Origin of the sequence: Pseudomonas sp. AF03-9 (assembly GCF_020515815.1) — a bacterium.
Lineage (GTDB): Bacteria > Pseudomonadota > Gammaproteobacteria > Pseudomonadales > Pseudomonadaceae > Aquipseudomonas.
Genome location: NZ_JAHPJF010000017.1, coordinates 64,379 through 90,315 on the forward strand (window position 1 = coordinate 64,379; position 25,937 = coordinate 90,315).

Genomic DNA, 25,937 nt, shown 5'->3' on the forward strand with positions numbered 1-25,937 from the left:
CTGTATGGCCGTGTGCCTCGCAGAACCTGCCCGCACGCCAGACCCCACGCTGTTTCCCGCTCGCGCAGCATTCCAAAAGCGACGCAGGACTTTTCTATAACCGACCTGTCGGTTTTTCTTTGATGTCATATAACCCATTGAATTTATTGGTAAAAATATAATATCAATTGTGTTTTATTTGAATTCAATATGTATACAGAGAAAATACATCCTATTGACCGGCACTTTGGCCCATGCGAGTCTGGATTTGTCCTACAGCCCTCACCGGTGGCGGTACCCCTTGTTGTCGCATCACACGGACCTTCTGTGAATGAAGGTTTGAACTATAAATAGAACGTAGATCGAGGCAGGCCATGAATAAATTTTGGAAGTCCGTTTGTGCAGTTGCGTTAGTAGGGATGGCGGCTTTACCGGTCCAGGCCGAAGAAAAAACCATCACCGTCGGCACCATGTCGTGGGAAGACCTGACGCCGATTACCGGCATTACCAAGAAGGTTCTGGAAAACGCCGGCTACACCGTGAAGGTCGTGGAGTTCTCTGAAGTCGGCATTGCGTATGCCGCGCTGACCAAGGGCGATGTGCAGGTGCTGGCCTCGCAGACCGATTACGCAACCCAGGATTACTGGAACAAAAACAAGAATCGCCTGGAAAAACTCTCGCCGGTTTCCTACGGCTTGTATCAGGCCATCGCAGTACCCAAGTACGTCGACATCGACTCGCTGGAACAACTCAACGACAACGCCGACAAGTTCAACGGCAAGATCATCGGCATCGAGCCGGGGTCGGGCTTAATGAGCGATGCCAACAAAGCCGTAAAAGACTACGGCCTCAAGCTGCAACTGCTCGAAGGCAGTACCGCCGCCATGACCGCCGCGCTCAAGTCTGCGGTGGATCGCAAGGAATGGGTCGCCGTGACCATCTGGGAGCCGTCGTGGATGGCGCAGAAATTCGACCTCAAGTTCCTCAAGGACCCAAAGGGCTCTTTCGCACCGCCGCAGGCCTATTACTGGATCGGACATAAAGGCTTCACCGCTGAATACCCGCACGCCCGTGAAGTGATCGCCAGCGTCTACGTGCCATTGGCCGACATCACCGCCATCAACGGCGCGGTCAAGGACGGCAAGACCATGGATCAGGCCGTCACTGATTGGTCGGCCAATCACACCGACCTGATGAAACGTTGGGCCAATATCAAACAATAACCTTCGAAGTTTTTTGCCACTGCCCGGTACGGATAACGCGTTCTGATCAATTAGAAAAACCAGTCCAACTGGTTCAATAGGCTTAGCAATGACAACGGTCAAAATAGACACCAACGAAGTGCTTGTGGATTGCCAGTCGGTCTGGAAAATCTTCGGTCAGAATGCCAAGGCGGCGATGGAAGCGGTGGTCCACAAGGGCCTCGGCAAAACCCAGGTCCTGCAGGATTTCAGCTGCGTGGTCGGGGTGTCGGATGTGAGCCTGCAGGTTCGCCGCGGTGAAATCTTTTGCATCATGGGCTTGTCCGGCAGTGGCAAATCAACCCTGATCAGGTTGCTCAACAAATTGATCACCCCCAGCGCCGGCAAGGTGCTGGTCAAAGGCCAGGATTTGTCCGCGTTGTCGCCCGCGCAGTTGCGCGACGTGCGCGCCAAACATATCGGCATGGTGTTCCAGAGCGTGGCGCTGTTACCCAACCGCACCGTGCTGGAAAACACCGCGTTTGGCCTGGAAGTGCAGGGCGTCGGCAAAGCCGAACGCTATAAAGTGGCGGAACGGGCGTTGGCCAAGGTCGGCTTGACCGACTGGGCCGCGCGTTACCCCAGCGAACTCTCGGGTGGCATGCAGCAACGCGTCGGTCTGGCGCGGGCACTGACCGCTGACCCGGAAATCATTTTGATGGACGAGCCGTTCAGCGCGCTCGACCCCTTGATTCGTCGCCAGTTGCAGGACGAATTCCGCCAGCTCACCAAAGAGCTGGGCAAGTCCGCCGTGTTTATCACCCACGACCTGGAAGAGGCGATCCGCATTGGTGATCGCATCGCGATCATGAAGGACGGCGTGATTATCCAGGTCGGTACCGCCGAAGAGATCGTATTGAACCCGGCCGATGACTACGTCGCCGAATTTGTCGCAGGCATCTCGCGCCTGCATCTGGTCAAGGCCCATTCGGTGATGACGCCGATAGCGGTGTATCGCCAGGCGTTCCCGCTGTGCGATTTCTCACGGCTGACCCAAACCTCGCCGGACACCGACATCGACGCCCTGATCGGCCTGACCATCGGTGGCGATCTGGAGCCGTTGGCGGTGGTCGAGCAGGGCGTGGTGGTCGGCATCATCACGCCCAAGGATCTGCTGCGCGGCGTGCAGGGCATCCCCAATGACGCCCAGGTCGTCGCGCCGGTGCTGGAGACCACGCCATGAGTACCCCGGATTTCTCGGTGCAGTTCGACGCCGCCGTGGATGCGGGCCTGATGTGGCTGCAGGACAACGGCGAATTTTTCTTCGAAACCGTCAATAGCGCGTTGAATGGCGTGTTCAAAGCGGTGCTGTGGTGCATCGCGTCGCCGTCGTTCTACGTGATTGCGCTGCTGATTGGCCTGTTGGGCTGGCGCATGGTCGGCTTGCGCTTTGCCGTGTTGTCAGCGCTGGCGTTGCTACTGTGCAGCTTTATCGGCCTGTGGCCCGAGACCGTCAGCACCCTCGCGCTGGTGCTGACCGCGACGTTGCTGGCGCTGCTGTTCGCGGTGCCACTGGGCGTCCTGGCCGGGCTGACGCCGGCGTTCGACCGTGTGGTCGAGCCGTGCCTGGACCTGGTGCAGACCTTGCCCCCCTACATTTACCTGCTGCCGGCAATTGCCTTGCTCGGCTACGGCCCGGCGACCGCGTTGCTGGCGACATTTATTGTCGCGGTGCCACCGGCGTTGCGCCTGACCTCGCTGGGCATCCGCATGACCCCCAAGGAGTTCGTCGAACTGGGCGATGCCAGTGGCGTCACCGGCTTGCAGATGTTCTTCAAGATCCGCTTGCCGTTCGCCATGCCGAGCATCATGGCCGGGGTCAACCAGAGCCTGATGATGGCGTTCGGCATGGTGGTGATCGCCGGGATCGTCGGTTCCGGCGGGTTGGGTGAAGCGATCTACGGTGCGGTGCGCACCCTGGATATTGCCAAGTCGATCAACGCCGCACTGGCCATCGTCATCCTCACCATGATCCTTGACCGCCTCGCGCAAACTGCGGCGCAGTCGCAGAAGGGAGTCAACTGATGAACCTGACGGATTTGCGTTTTTCCCCAGGGGCTTTCCTGGCGCCGGCCATTGATTGGCTGAACGCCAACCTGCATGGCCTGTTTGTGGTGATTAGCAAGATTATCGAAGCCACTTTGGGCTCCATCGAAACCGCGCTGCTCGCACCCCACGCGTATGTGTTGATTGCAATCGTGGTGCTGCTGGCGTGGATCCTGGCCAACTGGCGCGTCGCCGTGTTTGCCGGACTGATGTTGGCGTTCTGCTTGTTTGCCGGGCTGTGGGTGGCATCGATGCAAACCATCGCGCTGGTCTCGGTGGCGGTGCTGATTTCGGTCAGCGTGGCGTTCCCGCTGGGCATCCTCGCAGCGCGGGTGAAACGTGTGGACGCGGCGTTGCTGCCGATCCTCAACATCATGCAAACCGTACCGCCGTGGGTGTACCTGATCCCGGCCGTGATGTTGTTCAGCCTGGGCCGGGTGCCGGCGATCATCGCCACCATTGTGTATGGCATCCCGCCGATGCTGCGCCTGACCACCCTGGCGTTCAAACAACTACCCAAGGATTTGCTCGAACTCGGTCAAGCCATGGGCGCCTCGCCGCGGCACATCCTGTTCAAGATCGAGTTGCCGACGGCGGCACCGACGCTGCTGGTGGGCTTGAACCAGTGCATTTTGCTGTCGCTGGCCATGGTGGTGCTCGCCGGGTTGGTGGGGGCGGGCGGCCTGGGCGCCGAGGTGACACGTGGTCTGACGCGCATGGAGATGGGCCTGGGCCTGCGCGCCGGGTTGGCGATTGTGGCGGTGGCATTGTTGCTCGATCGTTTGTCACGCGGCGCGTTGCAGCGTCAGGCACGGCGTACATGACGTGGTAGCTCGACGCCAATTCAGCGGTGCCATGCAGTGCAAGAACATGCGCTATCTCAATGATCACCCCGGCCAGGACGTGCGCCGGGCACGGACCGGGTTTGTGTTGCTGGAGCATTTTTCGCTGCCGGCCTTCACCCAGGCGCTGGACACCATCGTCACCGCCAACCTGTTGCGACCCGAGTCGTTTGCCACCCAAACCTTCGGCCTGGGCACTGACGAAATCGTCAGCGACCTGGGCCTGGTGATCCGTCCCGACGCGCGCTTGAGCCTGGACGCGGTATTGGCGCTTGACCTGCTGGTGATCTGCGGCGGTTACCGCACGCCGCTGCGCTACAACGACGAGTTGACGGTGCTGCTGGGCGCGGCGGCGGAGCAGGGCGTTGTGTTGGCGGGTATCTGGAATGGCGCGTGGTTTCTGGGTCGGGCAGGGCTGCTGGAGGGCTATCGATGCGCGATTCACCCCGAGCACCGCCCGGCCCTGGCCGAGATTGCGCGGCTGAGCCATGTCACTAGTGAGGCTTACGTGGTGGATCGCAATCGGCTGACGGCATCGAGTCCGACTGGCGCCTTTTATATGGCGCTGGAGTGGATTCGCAGCCTGCATGGCAAAACCCTTACCGATGGCATCGAAGACATCCTCGCATTTGAAGCGTCGCGTTTTCGGCGGGTCAAGCCGATGTTGAGCGTGTCGGTCAGCGGGCCGTTGCGCGAAGTGAGCCACCTGATGGATGTGAACCTTGAAGAGCCGCTACAAATGGAAGACCTGTGCCTGTATGCCGGGCGCTCACGACGTCAGATCGAGCGGCTGTTCAAGGAGCAACTCGGCACCTCGCCGCAGCGCTACTACATGGACTTGCGCATCACCGAAGCGCGGCGTCTGTTGCAGCACACTTCGCTGAGCATCGTAGAGGTATCGGTGGCCTGTGGGTTTGTCTCGCCCAGCCACTTCAGCAAGTGCTACAGCGCCTATTTCGGGCATCGTCCGTCCAAGGAAATCCGCCTGGTCAAATAGCCGTGAGGCCTAGCAGGCATAGGGCTCTGACAGATTCCAACGCTCTGTATTTTAATTGTAGACACAAAGTATTTTGTTGTTTTATAGTGCGAATACAGGTAGTAGACCGTGTGCACTTACTACTTAGGAAGGTTTCACCATGGCTACCAAAGAATTCAGTACCCCGGCTCCCGTTGAGCCCGCCATCGACCGCAAGGCGGTATTGGGTGAAGCGCTGCGGCGCCGCATCCTCAGCATGGAATTGGCTCCGGGCGCTGTAGTCGACGAATTGGCGCTGTGTGATGAGTTCGGTTTGTCGCGCCCTCCGGTGCGTGAACTGATGCGGCAAATGGCGGCGGAGGGTTATATCGACCTCGAAGCCAATCGGGCCGCGCGGGTTTCGGCGATGAGTTATCAGTCGCTGCGCAGCTTCTTTCTGGCTGCGCCGCTGATCTACATCGCGACAACCCAGTTGGCGTGTTCCCACGCCACACCGGCCGAAGTGGTCGAGTTGAAGCGGATCCAGGCGCTGTTTCGCATCGCCATTGAAGAAACCGATGTTGAAAACCGGGTTTTGTACAACGACGAGTTCCACCTGCAAATCGGCAAGATGGCGCACAACGCCTACCTGATGCCGAGCCTGCAGCGCTTGCTGATCGACCACGCCCGCCTGGGCAAGATCTTCTACCGCCATCCGACCACGGTGGACATGCAGGAAGATCTGGAAGTGGCCGCCCAGCAGCATGACGACATGATCAGCGCAATCGAAAACCACGATCCGGTGTTGGCCGGGGAAATCGTGAAGGCCCACCTCGAACTGTCCCGTCGGCGGATGTCCGAGTACGCGGCGCCCGAAGGCCTGGATGTGGCGCTCACGCTCTGACCGTTTGATGCGGGCCGGCGTGATGCGATGCAGACGGGTAGCTGTTAGCTCTAACAACTATAAAAGAACCCAGGTCGCGAATAATGGCACTCATCAGAAACACACCGGCAGACGATTCAACCTGTGGCTGGTTCCACCTCAGCCCACCGCGCGTGGCGCGCCCGCGTCACAGCGGCATCAGTACAGCGCGTTGGGCCGTGGTCGGGGCAGGGTTCACCGGCCTCGCGGCGGCCCGCCAGCTGGCGCTGAATTTCCCGGACGACGAGATCGTACTGATCGAAGCCCAGGAAGTCGGTTACGGCGCGTCCGGGCGCAACGCCGGTTTTGCCATCGACTTGCCCCACGACATCGGCGCCGAAGACTATATCGGTGACATTGCCACCGCCAAGATCAGCATGGAACTCAATCTCGCCGGGCAATCCATCCTGCGTGATCTGGTCAAGCAACACGGCATCAACTGCCAATGGCGCGATTGCGGCAAATACCAGGCGGCCATCGAGAGCCGCGGCATCGCCGTCCTCGACGCCTATCGCCGTGGCCTCGACAAGCTTGGCCAGGCCTACCAGGTACTCGAAGCCCAAGACCTGCCAAGCCGCATCGGCACCGATTTCTACCGCAAGGCGCTGTTCACCCCGGGCACTGCACTGGTACAACCGGCAGCGTTGGTCAAAGGCCTGGCCGACACGCTGCCGTCCAACGTGACCCTCTACGAAAACACCCCAATCACCGAAGTGGAGTACGGCGACAAAACAGTACTGATCCACCCACACGGACGCATCATCGCCGACAAGCTGGTGCTGACCAACAACGCCTTCGCCATGAGCTTCGGCTTCCTCAAAGGCCGCATGCTGCCGATTTTCACCTACGCCAGCCTGACCCGTCCGCTGGACGAAGCAGAGCAGGCGCGCCTGGGTGGCGACCCGTTCTGGGGGGTGATCCCGGCCGACCCGTTCGGCACCACCTTGCGCCGCACCGTCGACAACCGGCTACTGGTGCGCAACAGCTTCAGTTTCAACACCGACGGACGCAGCAACCCCAAGTACCTGCAGCGTTTTGTGAAGCGCCATAAAGCGTCGTTCGACCGCCGCTTCCCGCTGCACCGCGACGTCAACTTCGAATACACCTGGGGCGGCTCCCTCAGCCTGTCGCGCAACCACATGGCGCACTTTGGCGAGCTGTCCAAAAACGTCTACGGCGCCCTGTGCTGCAACGGCCTGGGCGTGACCCGCGGCACCGTCACTGGCACCTTGCTGGCGCAGTGGCTGGCGGGCAAAAGCAATCACCTGGTGGACTTCCTGTTGACGTCCCCGGGCCCGAGCAGAAACCCACCGGAGCCGCTGTTATCAGCGGGTGTAAACATGAACTTGCTATGGGGACAAAGCCGCGCCGGCCAGGAAAGCTGATCCGCACCCTCATCAACCCGTATTACCGAACTTAATCTATTGATTGGAAAACAGCAGGCGTTTTAGCGACTGCGGTTTCTGATTGAGACGGCTTTCATTCGCCTGGATTTCAAGTGTGTGTTGTACCCGGCGAATGAACGAAGCGAAGTAGGAGATAATAATGACAAGTCCGAATGCCTCAGTTGAGGATGTACCTCTTAATAACTTTCACCGATTGCTCACGGCCCGTTCAGGCGGCGGTTCATTCGTTGACGGTTATGTATTAAGCATCATCGGTATTGCGATGCTGCAAGTCAGCAGCGCACTGGAACTGACCGAGTTCTGGCAGGGCCTGATTGCCGCGTCGGCGTTGATCGGCGTGTTCTTTGGCGGCTTTATCGGTGGCTGGCTGACCGATAAGTTGGGGCGCAAGAAAGTCTATTTCATCGGCCCGTCGTTATTTATTGTGTGTTCCCTTGCACAGCTCTGGGTTGACTCCGCCTGGGTGCTGTTCTTGTTCCGTTTCATTATTGGTCTGGCCGTGGGGATTGAATACCCGGTGGCCACTTCCTTACTGGTCGAGTTCCTGCCGAAGAAACAACGCGGGCCACGGCTTGCTGCGTTGACCATCCTGTGGTTTGCCGGTGCCGCGTTTGCCTATGTGGTCGGTAACGCGATCGTTGACACCGGTGCCGACGATGCCTGGCGTTATGCGTTGGCCAGCGCTTCGGTGATCGGGCTGGTGCTGTTCGTGCTGCGTCTGGGCACTCCGGAATCCGCACGCTGGTTGCTCAGCAAAGGCCGCGACGCGGAAGCCGAACAGGTGATCAAGCGCGTCTACGGCCCGCACTATTCGCTGCGTGACCTGCCGGAACAGCCGGACGAAGGCAAAATGACCTTCCGCGACCTGCTGCGTTCGGGCTACGGCAAGCGCCTGTTCTTTGTCTCGGTATTCTGGTCCTGCTCGATCATCCCGGTATTCGCCGTCTACGCCTTTGCCCCCAAAGTGCTGCAAGCCCTCAACCTCAAAGGCGAATGGGCCTCCTACGGCTCGATGTTCATCACCTTGCTGTTCGTGGTGGGCTGCATCCTGGCCACCCGGCTGATCAACACCATCGGTCGGCGCAGCATGCTGATCCACAGCTTCCTCTGGTCGGGACTGGCGCTGTTGCTGCTGGCGGCCTTCTCCAACAGCCATGAGCTGCTGGTGCTGTGCCTGTTCGGCGCCTACGCCGTATTCATCGGCGGCGCACAGGTGCTGCAACTGGTCTACCCCAACGAGCTGTTCCCCACCGAAATCCGCGCCTTCGCCGTCGGCATCGGCACTTCGCTGTCGCGGATCGGCGCGGCCGTGGGCACCTACCTGGTGCCGCTGTCACTGACCTCGATCGGTATCGGCAACACCATGTACGTCGCAGCTGGCGTGACCTTTGTCGGCCTGGCCGCCGCCTGGGCCATGGCCCCGGAAACCCGCGCATTGAACTTGCGGGACGCAGCGGCGCTAAGCAACTGAACGAAACACACATCACTTTCACTGTTGGAGAAACACCCATGAAATTTGAAGGCATCTACACCCCGGCAATCACCCCGTTGACCGCCACTGGCCAGATCGACACCGCAGCCTTCGCTGATGTGCTCGAATACCTGATCGAATCCAAGGTGCACGGCATCATCATCGGCGGCTCCACCGGCGAGTACTACGCACACACCGCCCAGGAGCGCATCGACCTGGCCGCCCACGCCAAGGACGTCATCGGCAACCGCGTTGCGCTGATCGTCGGCACCGGCGCCATCCGCACCGAAGACTCGGTGGAATACGCCAAGGCCGCCCGCGCTATCAAGGCCGACGCGATCCTCGTCGGTTCGCCACCGTACGCACTGCCGACCGAACAGGAAAACGCCATCCACGCCCTGACTGTGGACAAGGCTGCCGACCTGCCGATCATGCTCTACAACTACCCGGGCCGCATGAGCGTGAGCATGGGCGACGAGTACTTCAAGGCTGTCAGCACCTCGAAAAACGTCGTGGCGATCAAGGAAAGCTCGGGCGACATGACTCAGGTGCACCGCCTGGCGACCAGTTACCCGAACATCGCGCTGTCCTGCGGATGGGACGACCAGGCCCTGGAATTTTTCGCCTGGGGCGCGCGTAGCTGGGTGTGTGCCGGTTCCAACTTCGTGCCACACGAACACATCGCGCTGTATGAAGCCTGCGTGATCGAAAAAGACTTCGACAAAGGCCGCAAGATCATGAGCGCGTTCATGCCGCTGATGGACTTCCTTGAAGGCGGCAAATTCGTCCAGGCGATCAAGGCCGGTTGCGCCTTCAACGGCCTGCGTACCGGCAGCGTACGTGCGCCGCTGCAACCTTTGTTCGAAGATGAAAAACTGGCGCTGGAAACTGTCATCACCCACCTCAAGCGTGACGTCGCGCATATCGTCGGAGGTGCATGATGACTCACCTGCTCAGCGCCGCCGAATACGCGGCCATCGCCAAGGACATCCAGTTCCCGACCACCTCGTTCATCAATGGCGCGGCCTACACCTCGGTGTCGGGCAAGACCTTCACCACCACCAACCCGGCCACCGGCGACGTGCTGGCTGAAATCACCGCGTGCAACAGCGCCGATGTGGATTTCGCCGTGGCCTCGGCCAAGCAGGCCTTCGACGACGGCCGCTGGCACAAACTCAGCCCGGGTACGCGCAAGAAAGTCCTGCTGCGTTTTGCCGACCTGCTGGAGCAGCATTCCCACGAACTGTCCGTGCTCGAAAGCCTGGACAGCGGCAAGCCGGTGCGTGAGTGCCAGCTGACCGACGTGCCGGAAACCATCCACATGATCCGCTGGCACGCCGAGCTGATCGACAAGATCTACGACAATACCGCGCCAGTCGGGTCCGACGCGCTGACCCTGGTGGTGCGCGAAGCCATCGGCGTGGTCGGCCTGGTGCTGCCGTGGAACTTCCCGCTGCTGATGCTGGCCTGGAAGATCGCGCCCTCCCTGGCCGCCGGTTGCTCAATCATCGTCAAGCCAGCCAAGGAAACCACCCTGACCGCGCTGCGCGTGGCCGAGCTGGCCTCCCAGGCCGGGGTTCCGGACGGCGTGTTCAACGTGGTCTCCGGTGGCGGTCGCGAAGTCGGCGAGCCGTTGGGTCGCCATATGGACGTCACCATGGTCAGCTTCACCGGTTCCACCGACACCGGCCGCCTGTTCCTGCAATACGCGGCGCAGTCCAACCTTAAGCGCATCGTGCTGGAACTGGGTGGCAAGAACCCGGCAGTGGTGATGAACGACGTAGCCGACCTGGACCTGGTCGCCGGGCATATCGTCAACGGCTCGTTCTGGAACATGGGTGAGAATTGCTCGGCGTCGTCGCGCCTGATCGTCCACGCCGACGTCAAGGATGAGCTGCTCAAGCGCATTGGCGTGCAACTGCAAGACTGGAAGATGGGCAGCCCGCTGGACCCGGACAACCGCCTGGGTTCGATGGTCAGCCAGGCGCACTTCGATAAAGTCAGCTCGTACCTGGTGCAGGCTGGCAACGAGAACCTGCGCGTGGTCTTCGGTGGCAAGACCGAAGACGGCATCTATGTGCAGCCGACCGTGGTCGACGGCGTCAGCGCCGACAGCGTGCTGTTCAAGGAAGAAATCTTCGGCCCCGTGCTGACCGTCACCACGTTCACCACCCTGGAAGAAGCCATCACCCTGGCCAACGACACCATCTATGGCCTGGCTGCGTCGGTGTACACCGACAACCTGCGCAACGCGATCAAGCTATCCCGCGAGATCCGCGCCGGTATCGTCACTGTCAACTGCTTCGGTGAAGGCGATGCCTCGACGCCGTTCGGTGGCTACAAGCAGTCCGGCTTCGGTGGGCGTGACAAGTCCGTGTGGGCCCACGACCAGTACACCGAGATCAAGACCATCTGGATCGACGTGTCCGAAGGCTAAAACAACCAGGCGCTCCGTTACAAAACTCCACGCAAGCAGCGAGCGGGGCGCCTGCCCATCCACCGGGCCAACAATAAAAAAGCCTACGGCCCACGCTGTATTCGCGAAGCCTTTCCATGACTGCTTATCGTACTGCCCTTACCTCTGCCCATATCACCGCACTTCTGTTTGGCTTGACCGGCATCTTCGGCGCACTGATTCATGCCAGCGCCAGTGTGATCACCTTTGGCCGTGCAGCATTCGCGCTGTTGGCCCTCGCAGTGTTCGCTCACCTTCAAGGCCGGGCGCTGATGCGCGGCCTGAACCTCAGGAAACTGTGCATTTACGCGATCTCGGGGCTGATGCTGGCCGCGCATTGGGTCACGTTTTTTATCGCGATCAAGGTCGGTGGCGTCGCCGTCGCCACCCTGGGTTTTGCCAGCTTTCCGGCCTTCATCACCTTGCTCGACATGGCAGTGTTCCGCGACCGTCCGCGCTTGGCCGAAACGCTGTTGCTGCTGCTGGTAACCCTCGGCCTGATGCTGGTGACCCCCTCGTTTGAAATCGCCAACGCTGGCACCGTCGGACTGCTGTGGGGAATTGCCTCGGGGCTGTCGTTTGCCTTGCTGGCGATGACCAACCGTCGCGCCACCGATGGGCGCAACGGCGTGCAGGTGGTGTTCTGGCAAAACGCGACCGTGGCCGTGATCATGGCACCAATGGCCGTGTTCGACCTGGTGGAACTGGGCCACGTCGACTGGCTCAACCTGGCGATCCTCGGTGTGCTATGCACGGCGGTGTCCCAGGCGCTGTTCGTCAAAAGCCTGAAGAACCTCAACGCACGCAGCGCGGGGATGATCATTTCCCTGGAACCGGTGTACGCGATTGCCTGTGCCTGGTGGTTGTTCCACGAGGCGCCGTCGTACCGCATGTTGGCGGGGGCGGCGTTGATTGTGCTGGCGATCGTGTTGTCGGCGCAGGGCGAGGGGGAGGCGCCGAGCGTGCAAAAAGGCCCTGGACGACCTTAAGCACTCCTAAGGAAGAACTCATGTCATGCCCCCACGTCTGTACTGCTGCTTCCTAGCAATGCAGTTTCGGCGTGGCGCCAAGCGTGCTCGGCTTTGACTTGAAAACCACCGATAGCGCCGGCGTCAGCGGGGGCAGAGTTGTACATTTTTGGACTGTTTTGTTGCCCTTGTCCGAATGCGTTGGCATTATTTGGCCATCATTTAATGCTGGCGCAGGGATGGCCACGAAATCGCATACCGTCTGTGCGTCTCTCTCGGTGCCAACCGATCGCCTGCAACCCCCCCTTACTTCTTACCTGTCTGCGACTGGGTGCACAGACGGAATGTAAGCGCTACGGAGTGAAGTATTAATGGACGTTTCGACAGCAAGCGTATTAGCAAAAGCATCTAACGAAGATCTGGATGTTTTGGTTAAGTACATTGTGGAAGCCAGCACGGAAAGCCTTTCCGGTCATGATTTATATAAGCGGCACAGCCCGAATCATCAAAAATATGCAGCAGAGATTCTGAAGGAAATACGGCTCTTCGGCGGTAACACCTTCGCCAATCTATTTCGTAGCGAAGGCCCGGAATATCTCGAAGTCGTACAGGATGTGGCAGGCAAATTCGGGGTGCCCAAGGCGAGTGATTTCACCTGCGTCAACGCATTGGAAGAGGAACTGATTCAAAAAATTCTGCGTGACGCGATGAAAAAAGCCGAAGGCAAAGAGCGTGAGGACATGGAAGCAATTCTCAAAGAGGCTGGGCTGGGTCAGTCCGATTTGAGCGCTTTGCTGTCGGGTTCTTCTTTGCTCGCGTTGCTGGGCACCAAAGCGGCCAGCTTGGTGACTTATGAGCTGTCCACAATCATTGCCGGTGCGGTTGCCAAGCAATTGCTAGGTGTTGGAATCAGAGCTGCAGGGGGGGCGGTAATCGGCAGGGGGATTGCAGCACTCACCGGGCCGATCGGCTGGGTTATTACAGGCGTCTGGACGGCTATTGATCTCGCGGGGCCTGCGTTTCGTGTGACCGTCCCGTGCGTCCTGCACATTGCCATGTTGCGACAGCGGCTCATTTGCGCACAAGCAAACGCAGGTTTGAAGGATGCATTCAATGATTGATCTGAATGTGGTTTTCAAGGTGCCGCAATGGTTGGCCACCGGTTTGGAGTCCGGCCAGTATGAGCGTGTGGGCGGGGTAATCCGCGACAATGTCACCAAGAAGGTGGTTGCCTGGTTAAAAGAAGGCGACATGATCAGCACCGAGGCGCCGTCCGACCTGCTTAATGGGCAACTGTCTCAACTGATGATGCAGGGCCAGGTAGTGATGGGGCTGCAAATCGCCAACCTTGCCGTCAGCGCCATTGGCTTCGCCATTATTTACCGTAAGCTGCAGGGGATCGAACGCAAGCTTGAGAGCATTCAGTCAGGTATCGACAAGATCCAGGTGAATCAGGGATGGCAGGACAGGAAAGCATTTATCAGCCATCTGGCACCCGTGATGAGCGCCACAGGCACGCTTTCTTCACTACGCCTGTACAAATCCTCAGATCGTGCGATTGATAGTCTGGTGCATGCCGAACAACAGTTCGGCACCGCGCAACATTACTTCAAGCAAGTGACTCGTGAGTTGATGAGCGACCGCAAGCACTATGCCCAGCATGTTGAATTCGCCATGAACTACCGTGCCTGGATCATCGCCGCGCAGGGCAAGGTTCAATCGCTGTATCAGTTGGGAGAGTCGGTTGCAGCTGTCGATGCCGCAGTACGTCTGAGATCTGATCATGCGGACTTCGGAAAAGAACTGGCCAGCCTATTGAGTGCTCCACTGCAACGTTTCGCGCCAGGTAATTATGAGGGAGGTGGTGCGTTGGCGTTATTTGGACCGCAGACAGCGCAGACCCACGAGATCCTCAGGGGGAATGTGTTGCAGCTAGAGTTCATGCAGGAAAATGGCATTCAGCCACAACACGCGTCTGTTTCGACTGAAGTCGATCAAAGTGGCCTGCTTATTTATATTCCTGGTTAGTGTGCAGTGACCACACGGAAATATAGACCGTGCATTTTTTAAGGATGATGAGTGAATGTTGTTACTTGCGATAGTTAAAGTTGTGATTTTTTTAATGGGCATGCTGTTCGCTTTTTTGTGGGGGCGCGTCATGTACGAGTTAAGAAGTGTCGGCGGCAACATGGCATTCTTGCCCGGCAATTCGCTGTTTTCAAAAGGGTATTCAGCTTTTTTCAGAGGGGCTAGCTCTCATTTGCTGCGTGCGGTGACGTTGACCCTAGTGGCAGATGCCGTTATTGCATTGGTCGTACTGCTCTGCACTTTTTCGTTCGAAAGCGCACTTGAAGTCTATGAGGGGGTGTCCCCGTCTGCCTATATTTTTTTCGCGGCCCTCTTGGTGTTCAGTCCATTGGGACGACAAGGGCTGACTCAAAAGCTGAGCACTAGATTGAGCGTTTCCTATGATCGTAAAAGGCTATTTAGTTTTAAGCGAATCATTGTATTTCATCTGGCCGACCCAAAACTCACACTCACCACTACAAGCCTGGATTCGGCCATGCAAGAAATTGTGTCGATAGCTTTGAAGATCCGCAGTACGGGGGCTAAAGAAGGTTTTGGTGTTCGCAGTTGGCTACTCGCCCCAGCGAAGTCGAGAAAAAACCAGGAGACTAGGAAGTTCCAGAAAATATTCCGGCTGCCTGAGTGTTTGATCAAACTGCATCCTGGGGCCAAACCCGCGGGAAAAGCTGGCCTGACTCACACCGCTAAAAGTATTTTCGCCGTCTTGGTATGTATGGGCTATCTCATCGCGCTGCGCACATTAAGAATAAGACGTGCACGTAACAAGACGCCTAAGCCGACTGGAAAACTACGCGGTGTGAATAACGCTATAGATATAGTTAAAAAAAATTTTCCCAATGCCAAAGTGGTTATATTGCCTATCGATAGAATCGCTGTGTTCGATGCAATTCATATTGTCGGTCACTTTCCCGGCGAAGGGTGCAAACTCAATGCTTGGACTGCAGGCTATGAATTCTCCTGAAGGACACCGGTATTGCGATAGCCGATATTGAAGTCGAACCTGATTACACCGCGCCCCTGGCTGTTGATGGGAAATACGGACATTGCGCCGTCAACGTTTGGACAGCCGTGGGTTTTGTATCTATACACAACGCCACGGCGCCAAATATTGCTTGTACTCACCAGCGCAGCGCCTATTCGAAAGGAGCGCCATCGTGTCGAACCCGAGCCAAATGGAAGAGGATCTGGTCCAGATCCGGCGCAAGCATGCGCAAGTCACGCAAGACGGTTTGAGACACGGGCTGGCCCTGTCTGGCGGCGGTATTCGTAGCGCCACATTCAATTTCGGCTTGCTGCGAGGGCTGGCCAAAAACGCTGTACTCAGGCGTTTCGACTATCTGTCTACGGTGTCTGGTGGCGGTTACATAGGTGCCATGTTCGGGCGCTTGTTTGGGCAGGGTGACAGCCCGAAGCAAGTTGAAGAGGGGCTGGCCAATGACGGCTCGCTCTTGCTTTGGTGGCTGCGCAATAACGGACGTTTTTTGACACCCGCTGGTAGCAGTGATCTGTTGATGGCCTTCAGTTCGATTCTGCGTGGCTTCGTTGCTACGCAAATGGAAGTTGCCGTCCTGATGCTTGGAATTGCGTTTCTTATCGTCGTTCCCCATGCGCTAGCCAGTAGCCTGCTGGACAACCATTTTTCACAAGTAATGGGCGTGGCTCCGTCCATATGGTTTTGGCTGAGCCTGGTTCCGTTGTTTATCGCCATGATCCTCAGTTGGGCGTATTGGTTCTGCCGCGATGAACCGACCAGGTCGAGATGGATGCTGGATGCGCTGACGACCTTGTTGGTCACGGTGCTGGGGGCCTTGGCCTACAGCGCATTGTCAAACCGCTTGGAGCAAGTCGGCAGCCTCAATCAGCAGACCCTCCCTTATGCACTTGCAGCGTTTGTATTGCTTGCCGTGCCATTCGGCTGGCTAGTGCATTTGGCACTGCCACGGGGAAAACCGGCGCAGCAACGCTTGTGGCTAACCCACGGCCTGGGCTTGGCGCTGGGTTGCATGGCGGTTTTCTGTGCGTTCGGTGTCGCTGATCTACTGACTTGGCAGGTCACGGTATACCTGCACCAGCAACTGCAACAGGGTAGCGTCGCAGTGTGGACTTCGACCGGGTTTTTTGGCTCCAGCGGCGTGCTCATCCTGGTACTGCGCTCGATTTTGCCTAGCTTGCTCGAGCGTGCCAAAGCGGGAGGCTGGCAGCCCGTGGCCTTGGACAAGGTGGCCAATGTGCTCGGCCTTCTGCTGTTGCTCGCGCTGCAACTGTTTTGGCTCTGTGCATTACAAACGTTTGTCTATCTTGGCAACGTCATGTACTCGTTTGATCTTGGGGCCGCCTATCCTATTTGGCATGTCCTTCTGTTGTTTGGTGCGCTGGGTGTTTACGTGCTGGTCAGTGGGTCGAATCTGCAACAAGTGAACCTCGCTTCGATGCATTTTTTTTACCGCTCGAGGCTGGCACGTACCTACATTTCAGTCGGAAATAGCGGTGGTCCTGAAGCGCGTTTCCCGGGCTCGCCGTTGGCGGCTGCGAACCGTAGCTGCTGCGAGCAGGTCGAGTCGTTGGGGGAAATGCTCGCACAGGATGATATTGAGATCGGAGCGTATCGGCCCCACCAAGCTGGCGGCCCGATACACCTGGTCAACTGCTGCATCAACCAGACCATCGACGATCGCACCGGTAACTACAACGCTGACCGAAAGGGGGTGGCGTTGACGGTCAGTGCGCTGGGCATCGAAACCGGCACACACTTGCCGCAAACGTCACGCAATCAGCAGTTCGAACACACAACGCTGGCGCAGTGGGTGGAGATCTCCGGCGCTGCGGTAGGCTCAGGCATGGGCTCACAGACGGCGAGCGGCTTGGCCGCATTGGTGTTCCTGACGGGGTTGCGGTTGGGCTATTGGATCGAAAACCTTACGCTGCCCAGAAAATCCATCACCTGGTTCGCCAAATACCGCGCAACGGCTGCCGAGTTGTTGGCCAAATTTCCGGGCTTGCGCCAGCCGTACTGGTATCTGTCTGACGGTGGGCATTTCGACAACACTGGCATTTACGCGCTGCTCAAACGTCGCCTGGATATGATTGTCGCTGCCGATTGCGGGGCTGATCCGCAATACCTGTTTGAAGATGTTGAGAGTCTGGTGCGCAAAGCGAAGATCGATTACGACGCCAAGATCGAATTCATCGAGCCCGCCAGCCTGGCGGCCCTCTTGCCGTCAGGGGACCTGCGCTGGAAATTTTTTGGTACACCCGAAAGCATCACCCCGTTGGCCGGGGAGGCTTTTCTGCTGTTGACGCGCATTACGTACTCTGATGGAAAGACAGGTTGCCTGTTGATCGTCAAACCACGGGTGTCCAGCACCGCGCAGCTGCAAATGTCATTTGACATGATTGGTTATGCTGACCGCCATCCGGAGTTTCCTCAGGAGAGCACCCGAGACCAATTTTTCGACGAGGCGCAATGGGAGAGCTACCACGGCCTGGGCCTGACACTGTCCAGCGTACTGCAGAGCGACTTGCTCGATGCATTGCCACAGTGGGCCGCACAAGGTCAGGTCGCCGGACTCTTGGCCGCCACTGTCGTACCTATCGATACTCCAAATCGGCGCCAGCGTATTGCGCAGACGTTAAGAACATCGCTGGGCGTCGGGATCTCGGCGAGCGTGGTACTCGCTGCCTGGCAGGCACTTGATCAACATCGCAATAGCGCGCAAGCCGAACGGCTGCGTTATGACGCGCTTTATCAAGAGGTGGAAAGGTCCATTGGCACCGAGGCGTCAACGGCGAAGCTGACGCGCCAGTTGCGTACGCTGACTGAAATGGCGGCGGATGTTGGCTACGGGAATTTCTTATCCAGAGATATGCAATCGCTCGGTGACTATATCAACGAGTTATGTTTCAAGTCCGACAAACCGTTGCGAGAGCAAACCTGTGATGGTTATCAATCGGCAATCTCAGCCAGGACGGTACGGGGCGCGACCCAGCAATACTGGACAGGGCTCGTGCCCGTGGCCAGTGAAGTTGAGCGTGTGGTTGCAAGCAGCCCTGTCCAACCGACGAAACAAACCGCGGTTGCCAGCATCGCCAAGGTCAAGAGCACCAAACCCGTTGTTCACCCAGTTGCCCCGCGTCCAAAGCCTGATGTGGTAGCTGTTCCTGCACCTGCACCTGCACCAACGCCAGTAGAGCCAGTCCCCGAACCCACCGCTGACATTGCAGAGGGGCATGCGCCGCTTACCCCGCAAGTTTCTGTTGAACCCAACGCTGGGACCAGCCCAAGCGTGCTTCTCGGTCAGGAGCCGGAGTTGCCGGTGACGCCCGAGGCGATCCCTGAGGAGACACCCGACACGCCGCCTCAGGCAACTGATTCGGCTGACGCAGCACAAACTGACAAGGTTTCCCGAGAGGATTGTGCCCGTCCTGATGCACAACGCGTGGTGCTTTATACCCAGGTTTACTCCGAGGTCGAACGAGCTACCGCCCGTACGTTCCTCAATGGGTTGGCGGAGTTGAAAATAAGTACACCAGGGATCGAAAACGTCTCGACCCGTGCTGCACGCAACGGAGGTGCAGGTCCATTGGCTTGGCGCCAACCGACATTCATCTACCACATGGATGCTGAGGCCAGATGCGCGCTCTTCCTTGCCCAGGAATTTTCAAATTCGGCCAGGCCGATAAAACTGTCTGAGTCTTTGCCAGCGGAGCCAGGTGTCATTGAGTTCTGGTTACCGCCTGCCGCTCGAAAATCCCAATGAACTGTGGCACGGGGGGCTGACCGCTTCTATTCACATCATCGCCTCCCACGCGACTCCAGCCCTTCGAAAATCAACATCCCCACCACCATCGCCAGCGTGAATACAACCACCTGCCACCGCCCTGTCAGCAGCAATGCCAGGGCGGGTCCGGGGCACAGGCCGGCAATCGCCCAGCCCATGCCAAACAGCAGGCTGCCCAGTACCAGTCTTCGATCGATTTTCCGGTTAGTCGGCATCTGGAAGGGCGCCCCCAGCAGTGACACCTGAAGACGCCTGGCGAAGTAGAACGGCACGCTGCTGACAGCCAGGGCACCCGCCATGACCAACGCCAGGGACGGGTCCCAGTCGCCGGCCAGGTCAAGGAAGTCCAACACTTTCGCCGGGTTGGTCATGCCGCTGAGATGCAGCCCGAGGCCAAAGAGCAAACCGGCAATCAATCCAGCTAATTTGCGCATGTTCAGGCTCCGATCAGATGGCGAATGGCATAAACGCAGGCAAACCCGCTGCCCATGAAGCAGCAAACGGCGACCAGCGAGCGCGGCGACAGGCGGGACAGCCCACAAATGCCATGCCCGCTGGTACACCCGGCGCCATACCGCGTGCCGATGCCGACCAACAGCCCAGCGGCGACCAACGCGTAGCCACTGGCCTGGAATGACGATTCGGGCAACTGCGCAACGAGTGACCACACCCAGGGTGAGATCAGCAGGCCGACCACAAACAGCCCTTTCTCTGCGCGGCCGTCGCCACCCTTGCTCAACAGGCTGCCCAGCAGGCCGCTGATACCGGCAATACGACCGTTGAGCAGGATGAACAGGCCTGCCGACAGGCCGATCAGTGCGCCGCCGAGCAGCGATGTCCAGGGGGTGAAGTGAATCGAGATGCTCATGTCGAGTGCTACCTGAATCTAAAGTGATGAGCCGTATCGATAGCACAATTTGTCAGATGGGCATCGCGAAACCTTGCCGGTGCATGCCTTTTATTTCATATCCCTGGCCTGCACCCACAACACGGCGTCCTGGGAAAGCGGTTTGCCTTTATGGGTTTTGGTACTGCCGATGTTAAGTGCGGCAATACCCCACCAACCCGCCCGGGGCAGGCCGATGGTCAGCACGCCCTGGGCGTCTGTATAGGTGCTCTGGGCCTTGAATGAGGCTTGCGGTGCCGTGACGTAGTCTTGCTCGCCGAAGGCGTTGTTCGCGATGTCGACGCTGTGGTTGAGGTATTCGATTTCGACTTCGGCAAACGGCACGGGCTTGCCGTCGGCCAAGACCACGGCGCGGAACACGCCACCTGTCCAGTTTGCATAGGGCTTGCTCAGCGGTTGGATCTCCACGGGCAAGCCCTGGGGTTCTGACCAGTTGCCGGGTACGCCACCTACGTTGACGATCAGCTTGGTGAACTGCTGGATATACACGTCCTCTTCCGATTCCAGGTAGGGCTCGGGTTCCAGCACAAATACGTGGTCACCCAGCGAACGCACCAACTCGCGGGGAATCGAGGCGCGATAAGCGGTGGTCCGGTTGTCGCGACTCTGCCATTGCACCGGGCGCAGGTATTGGCGCAGGTCGATTTTTTCGCCACCGTGGGCGCTGATGTGGCTGAACGCGCGGGGTTTTTCCATCACCATGGTCGGGCCGCCGGAGAACGGGTGCGTAAACACCAGCGCAAACTCCAGACTCTGCGCACGCGTCAGTGCGGTGTCCTCCACGTAGAGCATCTGGAAATGCGCCTGGGCCACGCCAGTCAAGCCACTGAACGCAGTAACGGCAAGGGCTTGGAGCAGTTGTCGGGTTGGGATCTGCATGCTCGGTTTCACCTTGTGATGTCGGAGGACTGAAGCGTGGCGTCATGGGCGTCGCCGCCGAGGAACACCACGGAGTAGTTTTCGGCGGGCGCCTGGAACGTAAAGGTGTTGTCCTGGCCGATGCTGCCTTCGAGCAATACCTTGTCTCTCGTGTCCCGGACCTGGACTTTTCTGCCCAGGGCCGAGCTGCCGTCCGTGTAACCTGCCTCGCATTTCACCCGGTCATCGCGCTCGATGTAGCAGTCGAATACGGGGGCATGGGCGAGGGCGAACTGGCAGAACAGCACGCTGCCTGCGATCAGCAGTTGTGGGAATTTCATGGGGTTTGGTCTCCACCCTCGAAAGTGATCATGGGCGCGCTGCGAAGGCCGCCAGCAACGCGTTCAGGTTTGAAACTACAAGGGCGTCGTAGCTGTTGGCCGGGTCGGCGAGCATGCCCGGGTTGCCCGTGTCGAGGATCAGCAGGTGTGCGCCTGCGTCCTCGATGGCCTGGACGATCCGGGCGTCCGGCGCCCATTTGTGGACCACCACGCGAATCTCACGCTCGCGCAGATAACGGGTCAGTGCCGTGCGGTCGGCGTCGCTCCAGTCAATGTCCTGCCGGACGAACCAACCGTCGACATAGATGCCGAACTCGCCGAACAGATAGATGAACTCACTGGCCAGCGACAGCACGCGCAGGTCCGGGACTTGCACCAGCCGGGCGCCATACTCGGCCTTGAGCGCGCGCAAACGGCCTTCGAGTGCCGCCAGGTTGCGTGTGATGCGGGGCGCATCGGCAGGGGACAGGCGCGCCAGGTCTGCGGCGATAATCGCCGACATGCGCATGGCGTTGACTGGCCCGAGCCAGGCATAGGGCGACTGGCCGCCATCGGCCTCCTGGGTGGCTGCCCACGGTACGTCATTCGATGGCACGCGGGTCACGGCAACGCCGGGCTTGATGCTGTCCCAGGAGTGTGCGGCATCGATCTCGACGATCCGCAGGTTGTGGCGCCGGGCGGCGGCATAAAGCGGGTCTGCCCGCCACAGGCTGCCCAGGGTGACCACGGCGACGGCCCGCTGGAACACCCCGGCGTCCAGGCGCGACAGTGCGTTGGCCTGGCTTTCCATGGGCACTGCGGCCGCTTGTGGCACACGCACGACCTCGATTGCCGTGCCGTCGCTGAGCGCCGAGGTGAGTGCATACACGGCAGGCAGTGCGACCAGCACCTGTTGGCGGCCGGCATCGGCGCAGGCGGCCAGTGAGTTACCCAGCAACAGCGCCAGTATCATCCCCATGCAACGTCTGTTCATACGCTTGCCCCTCTGAAACGCGACGCGCAGGCGCGAATGACCACGGTGACCAGGAACACCAATGCCGCCACGATCACGATGGCGCCCCCGGTCGGCACCGGAATGTGCAATTGCATGGGCACCAGGATGCCGACCACGCAGGAAAATGTGGCGATCAGCACGGCGCGGGCGACCAGCCCCGGCAGTGAATGGCTGATGTTGCGCGCCGCGGCCGCCGGTATCAGCAGCAAGGCTTCGACAAGCACGGCGCCGATGATTTTCAGGCAGGCCACCGTCACCAGGGTGACCAGCACCACGAACAGGTACTCGACGCTGCGCACCGGCACGCCACGCGCATGGGCCAGGCTCGGATTGAGACTGGCGAGCAGCATGCCGTTGTACGCCGGCAGGCCGAAAAGCGCACAGGTGGCCGTGACCACCAGCAGCACATTCATATCGGTGTGGTCTACCGCCAGGATCGAGCCAAACAGCACGCTCTCCATCACGTGGGTGTTGATCTTGGCCGACACGAACAGCAGCAACGAGGCGCCGACCGCCAGCGAGATGGACAGGAACACTCCGATCAGCGTGTCGTTGGCCAGCGTGGTGCGGTGTTGTGTGTACTTCAACGTCAGCGCGAACAGCAGGCAGAACCCGAACATCGAAAAGTATGGCGAGGTATAGGACTCGCCGATCAGTACGCCGATCGCCACGCCAGTCATCGCCGCATTGCCCACGGACTGGCTGAAAAACGCCATGCGCTTGATCATCACCATCGAGCCCAGCACCCCTAGCAGGGGGCCGATCAGCAGTGCGCAAAGCAGCGCGTTGATCACGAATTCGTATTCGAACGGCTGTGGCAGCAGGCCGTTGGCGGCGAGCGCCTGCAGTTGGTTGCGAATGAAATCGTAGAGGGCGTTCATTGCAGGTGCTCCCAATGGTCGCAGCTGCCATGGAACAACAGGCGTTGATTGATCACCGTGACCGATTGCGCAACGCGCTTGACCTGTTCCAGGTCGTGGTTGATCCAGAGAATGGTGACGCCCTGGGCGTGCAGTTCGCTGACCAACTCCTCCACCAGGCGCACACCGGGTTCGTCGATCCCGGCCGTGGGCTCGTCGAGGATCAGCAGCCGCGGCAGCGGACTGATCGCCTGGGCCAACAGCACGCGCTGGCGTTCGCCTCCAGACAGACTGCCAAAGGGCTTGGCGCCCATTGCGCCTACTCCGGTGCGCTGCAAGGCCGCGTCGCTGCTTGCCCTGGCTGCGCGGGATGCGCCGAGAAAGGCCGGCCGACGCTGGCCGAGCAGGGCCATGACGTCGTTGACGGTCATTGGCACGTGGCGGTCGAAATCCGGCAATTGCGGTACATAGCCCATGGGCGTGGTGATCTCGCCCTCCAACCGCACGGTGCCCGAGTGCGGCATCTGGCCCAGCAGCGCACGTACCAGCGAGGTCTTGCCACCGCCGTTGGGACCGACCAGGCAATGCAGGGCCCCGGCCTCGATCCGGAAGTTCACGGCGTCCAGCACTGGGGTACCGCCCAGTTGCAATGAGACGTTGTCGAATACCACGGCAGGTCCACGCATTGCTGATTGCTCCTTCATTGCTGGGTGAACTCGACGGCTTCGGCCAGGGTTTCGAGGTTTTCGGCCATGGCCACCTCGAACTCGTCCGCGCTGTAGGTGCTGCCAGTGATATGCGACAGCGCAAACACCTTCACGCCGGTGGCAGCTTCGATGGGCTTGGCCAGGTCGAGGGAGAAGTTCTTCTCGGCAAACAGCACACGCACATGGGCGTTCTTGATCGCCTCGATGGTATTGGCCAACTGGCGTGCCGTCGGCGCAACGCCATGGCGCGGTTCAATCACCGCGCTGACAAACAGGCCGAATTCCTGCATCAGGTAGTCGTAGCCGGCGTGCGTGGTGGCACAGCGAAAGCCGGACAGGTCCAGTGCGGCAAAACGCGTCATGAAACGCGCGCGCAGTTCGCGGATACGCGTGGCGTACGCCAGGGCGTTGTGGCGGTACGTCACGGCGTTGGCCGGGTCCAGCTCCCCCAGTTTGCGGGCGATCTCGAACACCTGTTGTATCGCTGCGGTCGTGGAGACAAAGGTATGCGGGTTGACCACCTTGACGCCGCCCTGGTCGCCCCCCACCGGAATCAGCGCGACCGAGGCATTGGCCTGGATGATCGGCAGCGTCTGCGTACGGCCGGCCGCCTTGACGATCTGGAAGGCCCATTCATCGTGGCCGATGCCGTTGACCACCAGCGCATCGAGGCTCATCGCCCGGGTGATGTCGTCGGGCTGCGGCTGGTAGTTGTGGGGGTTCGCCTCTGCCGGGATCAGCGGCACCACGTCCGCGCGGTCACCGACGATATTCGCCACGAAACTGTAGTAGGGGTGCAGCGTGACGCCGATCTTGAGTTTCTTGCCTGCGTCCGGCGCGGCGCCTGCCAGGGCCACCAGCGGAATCAGCGCGAGCAGCGCCATGCAGCCGCGCCACAGGGCGCGCAGTGAGGTGGAGGCAGTCATGGCTGAGTTCCTTTTACGCGTTCGACTTCGCTGGCGCCGTCGTAAGGGATGACCTGGCGCCAGCCGGCGCCGACCAGCGACTCGGGCTTGACGATGCCAGGGTAGGGCGCGTTCGGGTCGCGGTGGACCCAGATCGTCGCCTGGTTCGCCCACATGACTCCCGCATGCGCATGCCCGATGACCAGCAGGTACGCACTCTGCCCCGGCGCTCGGCCGGCAGAACCGTAATACACGGTGGCGCCCTGGCCCTGGGTGGCCTGCGATACGCTGCTGACAGTGGGGGTGGCCGGTGCGTCGGCAGCGGCCGACGGGTCATGGGCCTGGTGGGTGCCGGGCAGGATCAGTTGCCAGTGCACTTCGCCGTTGGTTTTCCAGAAACCGTCACGGTAGAACGGCGGCAGCAACAGCTTCTGCGCATGTTCCAGGGTGATCCAGCCTCCGGTGTCGTTGTTGTTCCAGATGATTTCTTCACCGGCGGGCAACAGCGCGCTGTGAATGGCCTGGTCGGCGGCGCCCAAGCCATCGAAGGAACGCACCTGCCAGCTCAAGGGCACGGGCGGGCCGACGCGTTCGGGGCGAAACATCACGTAGCCGAGCACGCCAGCGGTGACGGCCAAGGTCGCCAACAGCAGGCCCAGCGACTCCCATCGACCGGAGGCGGGGCGCACCACCTGGGTTGCAGCGCTCGCGCCGGCCATCAGAGAAACGCAATCCAGCGGCCAAGGAAAATCACCCCGGCCCACAACGCCAGGGAACTGGCGCCCGCGACCCGCGCCTGGCTGGGCGGTGGCAACGTGGTGTCCCATTCACCGATGCGGCGAAACGCGCCCAGGTGGAACACCGCCATGTTGAGCCCTGCCAGCACCAGCAGGCCCATCTTCCACAGGAAGGCGGTGTTCTGCACATAGGTCGTGCCATTGGCGCAGAACATCAGCAGGCCGGTGATCACGCACACCGCGAATGCGACCCACGTGAACGGCAGCAAGTCATTGATCAGCCGCAGCGCGCTGCGCCGATGGGCCGTCACGCCAAGCAGGCGCAGGTCGACCACGGCGATGGTGCCGTAGACGATGGCGATGCCGATCACATGCAGCGATTCCAGCAGCGGAAAGGCCGAGCCCGACTCGCGGATGAAGGTGGCGACGGCGGTGTCCTGGAGGGTTTGCAGCAACACTTGAATATCCATGGCGGTT

At 59.8% G+C, this 25,937-nt stretch carries 25 protein-coding genes; 15 read left to right on the top strand and 10 right to left on the bottom strand.

Going from position 1 to position 25,937, the window contains the following annotated elements:
- The first annotated feature begins 353 nt into the window (after positions 1-353).
- The 15 genes from LIY36_RS21210 to LIY36_RS21280 all read left to right on the top strand — a co-directional run bounded on the left by LIY36_RS21210 (position 354) and on the right by LIY36_RS21280 (position 19,130).
- A complete protein-coding gene (locus LIY36_RS21210; protein ID WP_226457023.1) occupies positions 354-1,202 on the top strand; it encodes a glycine betaine ABC transporter substrate-binding protein in 849 nt (282 codons plus the stop codon).
- Between the two features lie 88 nt (positions 1,203-1,290).
- Positions 1,291-2,403 (top strand): quaternary amine ABC transporter ATP-binding protein, encoded by a 1,113-nt coding sequence (locus LIY36_RS21215; RefSeq protein WP_226457024.1) that lies wholly within the window; start codon positions 1,291-1,293, stop codon positions 2,401-2,403.
- Positions 2,400-3,245 carry an ABC transporter permease gene (locus LIY36_RS21220; protein ID WP_226457025.1) on the top strand — a complete coding sequence of 282 codons (846 nt, stop codon included), beginning with the start codon at positions 2,400-2,402 and terminating at the stop codon, positions 3,243-3,245. The genes LIY36_RS21215 and LIY36_RS21220 overlap by 4 nt, the downstream gene beginning before the upstream one ends.
- Positions 3,245-4,090 (top strand): ABC transporter permease, encoded by an 846-nt coding sequence (locus LIY36_RS21225; protein WP_226457026.1) that lies wholly within the window; start codon positions 3,245-3,247, stop codon positions 4,088-4,090. The genes LIY36_RS21220 and LIY36_RS21225 overlap by 1 nt, the downstream gene beginning before the upstream one ends.
- Position 4,091: 1 nt before the next feature.
- Positions 4,092-5,105, top strand: coding sequence for a GlxA family transcriptional regulator (locus LIY36_RS21230; RefSeq protein WP_226457027.1), 1,014 nt, complete (start codon positions 4,092-4,094; stop codon positions 5,103-5,105).
- Positions 5,106-5,244: 139 nt separating this feature from the next.
- Positions 5,245-5,967, top strand: a complete 723-nt coding sequence (locus LIY36_RS21235) for a GntR family transcriptional regulator (protein WP_226457028.1) — start codon at positions 5,245-5,247, stop codon at positions 5,965-5,967.
- A gap of 83 nt (positions 5,968-6,050) precedes the next feature.
- On the top strand, positions 6,051-7,370 hold the full coding sequence (locus tag LIY36_RS21240) for an NAD(P)/FAD-dependent oxidoreductase (RefSeq protein ID WP_226457029.1): 1,320 nt from the start codon (positions 6,051-6,053) through the stop codon (positions 7,368-7,370).
- Between the two features lie 160 nt (positions 7,371-7,530).
- Entirely contained in the window at positions 7,531-8,862 is a 1,332-nt protein-coding gene (locus tag LIY36_RS21245; RefSeq protein WP_226457030.1) for an MFS transporter, read from the top strand.
- A gap of 38 nt (positions 8,863-8,900) precedes the next feature.
- Positions 8,901-9,803, top strand: coding sequence for a dihydrodipicolinate synthase family protein (locus LIY36_RS21250; RefSeq protein WP_226457031.1), 903 nt, complete (start codon positions 8,901-8,903; stop codon positions 9,801-9,803).
- A complete protein-coding gene (locus tag LIY36_RS21255; RefSeq protein WP_226457089.1) occupies positions 9,803-11,299 on the top strand; it encodes an aldehyde dehydrogenase in 1,497 nt (498 codons plus the stop codon). The genes LIY36_RS21250 and LIY36_RS21255 overlap by 1 nt, the downstream gene beginning before the upstream one ends.
- 116 nt (positions 11,300-11,415) lie before the next feature.
- Positions 11,416-12,306 carry a DMT family transporter gene (locus tag LIY36_RS21260; protein ID WP_226457032.1) on the top strand — a complete coding sequence of 297 codons (891 nt, stop codon included), beginning with the start codon at positions 11,416-11,418 and terminating at the stop codon, positions 12,304-12,306.
- Positions 12,307-12,656: 350 nt separating this feature from the next.
- Positions 12,657-13,406, top strand: coding sequence for a YaaW family protein (locus LIY36_RS21265; protein ID WP_226457033.1), 750 nt, complete (start codon positions 12,657-12,659; stop codon positions 13,404-13,406).
- Positions 13,399-14,313: a hypothetical protein gene (locus tag LIY36_RS21270; RefSeq protein WP_226457034.1), complete on the top strand. Its 915-nt coding sequence runs from the start codon at positions 13,399-13,401 to the stop codon at positions 14,311-14,313. The genes LIY36_RS21265 and LIY36_RS21270 overlap by 8 nt, the downstream gene beginning before the upstream one ends.
- Positions 14,314-14,368: 55 nt before the next feature.
- Positions 14,369-15,334, top strand: coding sequence for a hypothetical protein (locus LIY36_RS21275; RefSeq protein WP_226457035.1), 966 nt, complete (start codon positions 14,369-14,371; stop codon positions 15,332-15,334).
- Positions 15,335-15,527: 193 nt separating this feature from the next.
- Entirely contained in the window at positions 15,528-19,130 is a 3,603-nt protein-coding gene (locus LIY36_RS21280) for a patatin-like phospholipase family protein (protein ID WP_226457036.1), read from the top strand.
- A 35-nt stretch (positions 19,131-19,165) separates the two neighbouring features.
- Here the strand turns inward: LIY36_RS21280 and LIY36_RS21285 are convergent, their stop codons facing one another.
- The 10 genes from LIY36_RS21285 to LIY36_RS21330 form a co-directional block, all read right to left on the bottom strand.
- Entirely contained in the window at positions 19,166-19,585 is a 420-nt protein-coding gene (locus LIY36_RS21285) for a YeeE/YedE family protein (RefSeq protein ID WP_226457037.1), read from the bottom strand.
- A gap of 2 nt (positions 19,586-19,587) precedes the next feature.
- A complete protein-coding gene (locus tag LIY36_RS21290) occupies positions 19,588-20,019 on the bottom strand; it encodes a YeeE/YedE family protein (protein WP_226457038.1) in 432 nt (143 codons plus the stop codon).
- Positions 20,020-20,109: 90 nt separating this feature from the next.
- Entirely contained in the window at positions 20,110-20,937 is an 828-nt protein-coding gene (locus LIY36_RS21295; protein ID WP_226457039.1) for a DUF4198 domain-containing protein, read from the bottom strand.
- Between the two features lie 8 nt (positions 20,938-20,945).
- Positions 20,946-21,257, bottom strand: a complete 312-nt coding sequence (locus tag LIY36_RS21300; RefSeq protein ID WP_226457040.1) for a hypothetical protein — start codon at positions 21,255-21,257, stop codon at positions 20,946-20,948.
- 28 nt (positions 21,258-21,285) lie between these two features.
- A complete protein-coding gene (locus LIY36_RS21305; RefSeq protein ID WP_226457041.1) occupies positions 21,286-22,230 on the bottom strand; it encodes a metal ABC transporter substrate-binding protein in 945 nt (314 codons plus the stop codon).
- Positions 22,227-23,132, bottom strand: coding sequence for a metal ABC transporter permease (locus tag LIY36_RS21310; RefSeq protein WP_192300998.1), 906 nt, complete (start codon positions 23,130-23,132; stop codon positions 22,227-22,229). Before LIY36_RS21310 ends, LIY36_RS21305 begins: the two co-directional genes overlap by 4 nt.
- Positions 23,129-23,797, bottom strand: coding sequence for a metal ABC transporter ATP-binding protein (locus LIY36_RS21315; protein ID WP_226457042.1), 669 nt, complete (start codon positions 23,795-23,797; stop codon positions 23,129-23,131). The genes LIY36_RS21310 and LIY36_RS21315 overlap by 4 nt, the downstream gene beginning before the upstream one ends.
- Positions 23,798-23,811: 14 nt before the next feature.
- Positions 23,812-24,744: a metal ABC transporter solute-binding protein, Zn/Mn family gene (locus tag LIY36_RS21320; RefSeq protein ID WP_192300996.1), complete on the bottom strand. Its 933-nt coding sequence runs from the start codon at positions 24,742-24,744 to the stop codon at positions 23,812-23,814.
- Entirely contained in the window at positions 24,741-25,442 is a 702-nt protein-coding gene (locus LIY36_RS21325; RefSeq protein ID WP_192300995.1) for a DUF6162 family protein, read from the bottom strand. The genes LIY36_RS21320 and LIY36_RS21325 overlap by 4 nt, the downstream gene beginning before the upstream one ends.
- Complete coding sequence (locus LIY36_RS21330; RefSeq protein ID WP_192300994.1) at positions 25,442-25,930, bottom strand: DUF6644 family protein; 489 nt, start codon at positions 25,928-25,930, stop codon at positions 25,442-25,444. Before LIY36_RS21330 ends, LIY36_RS21325 begins: the two co-directional genes overlap by 1 nt.
- Positions 25,931-25,937: the final 7 nt, after the last annotated feature.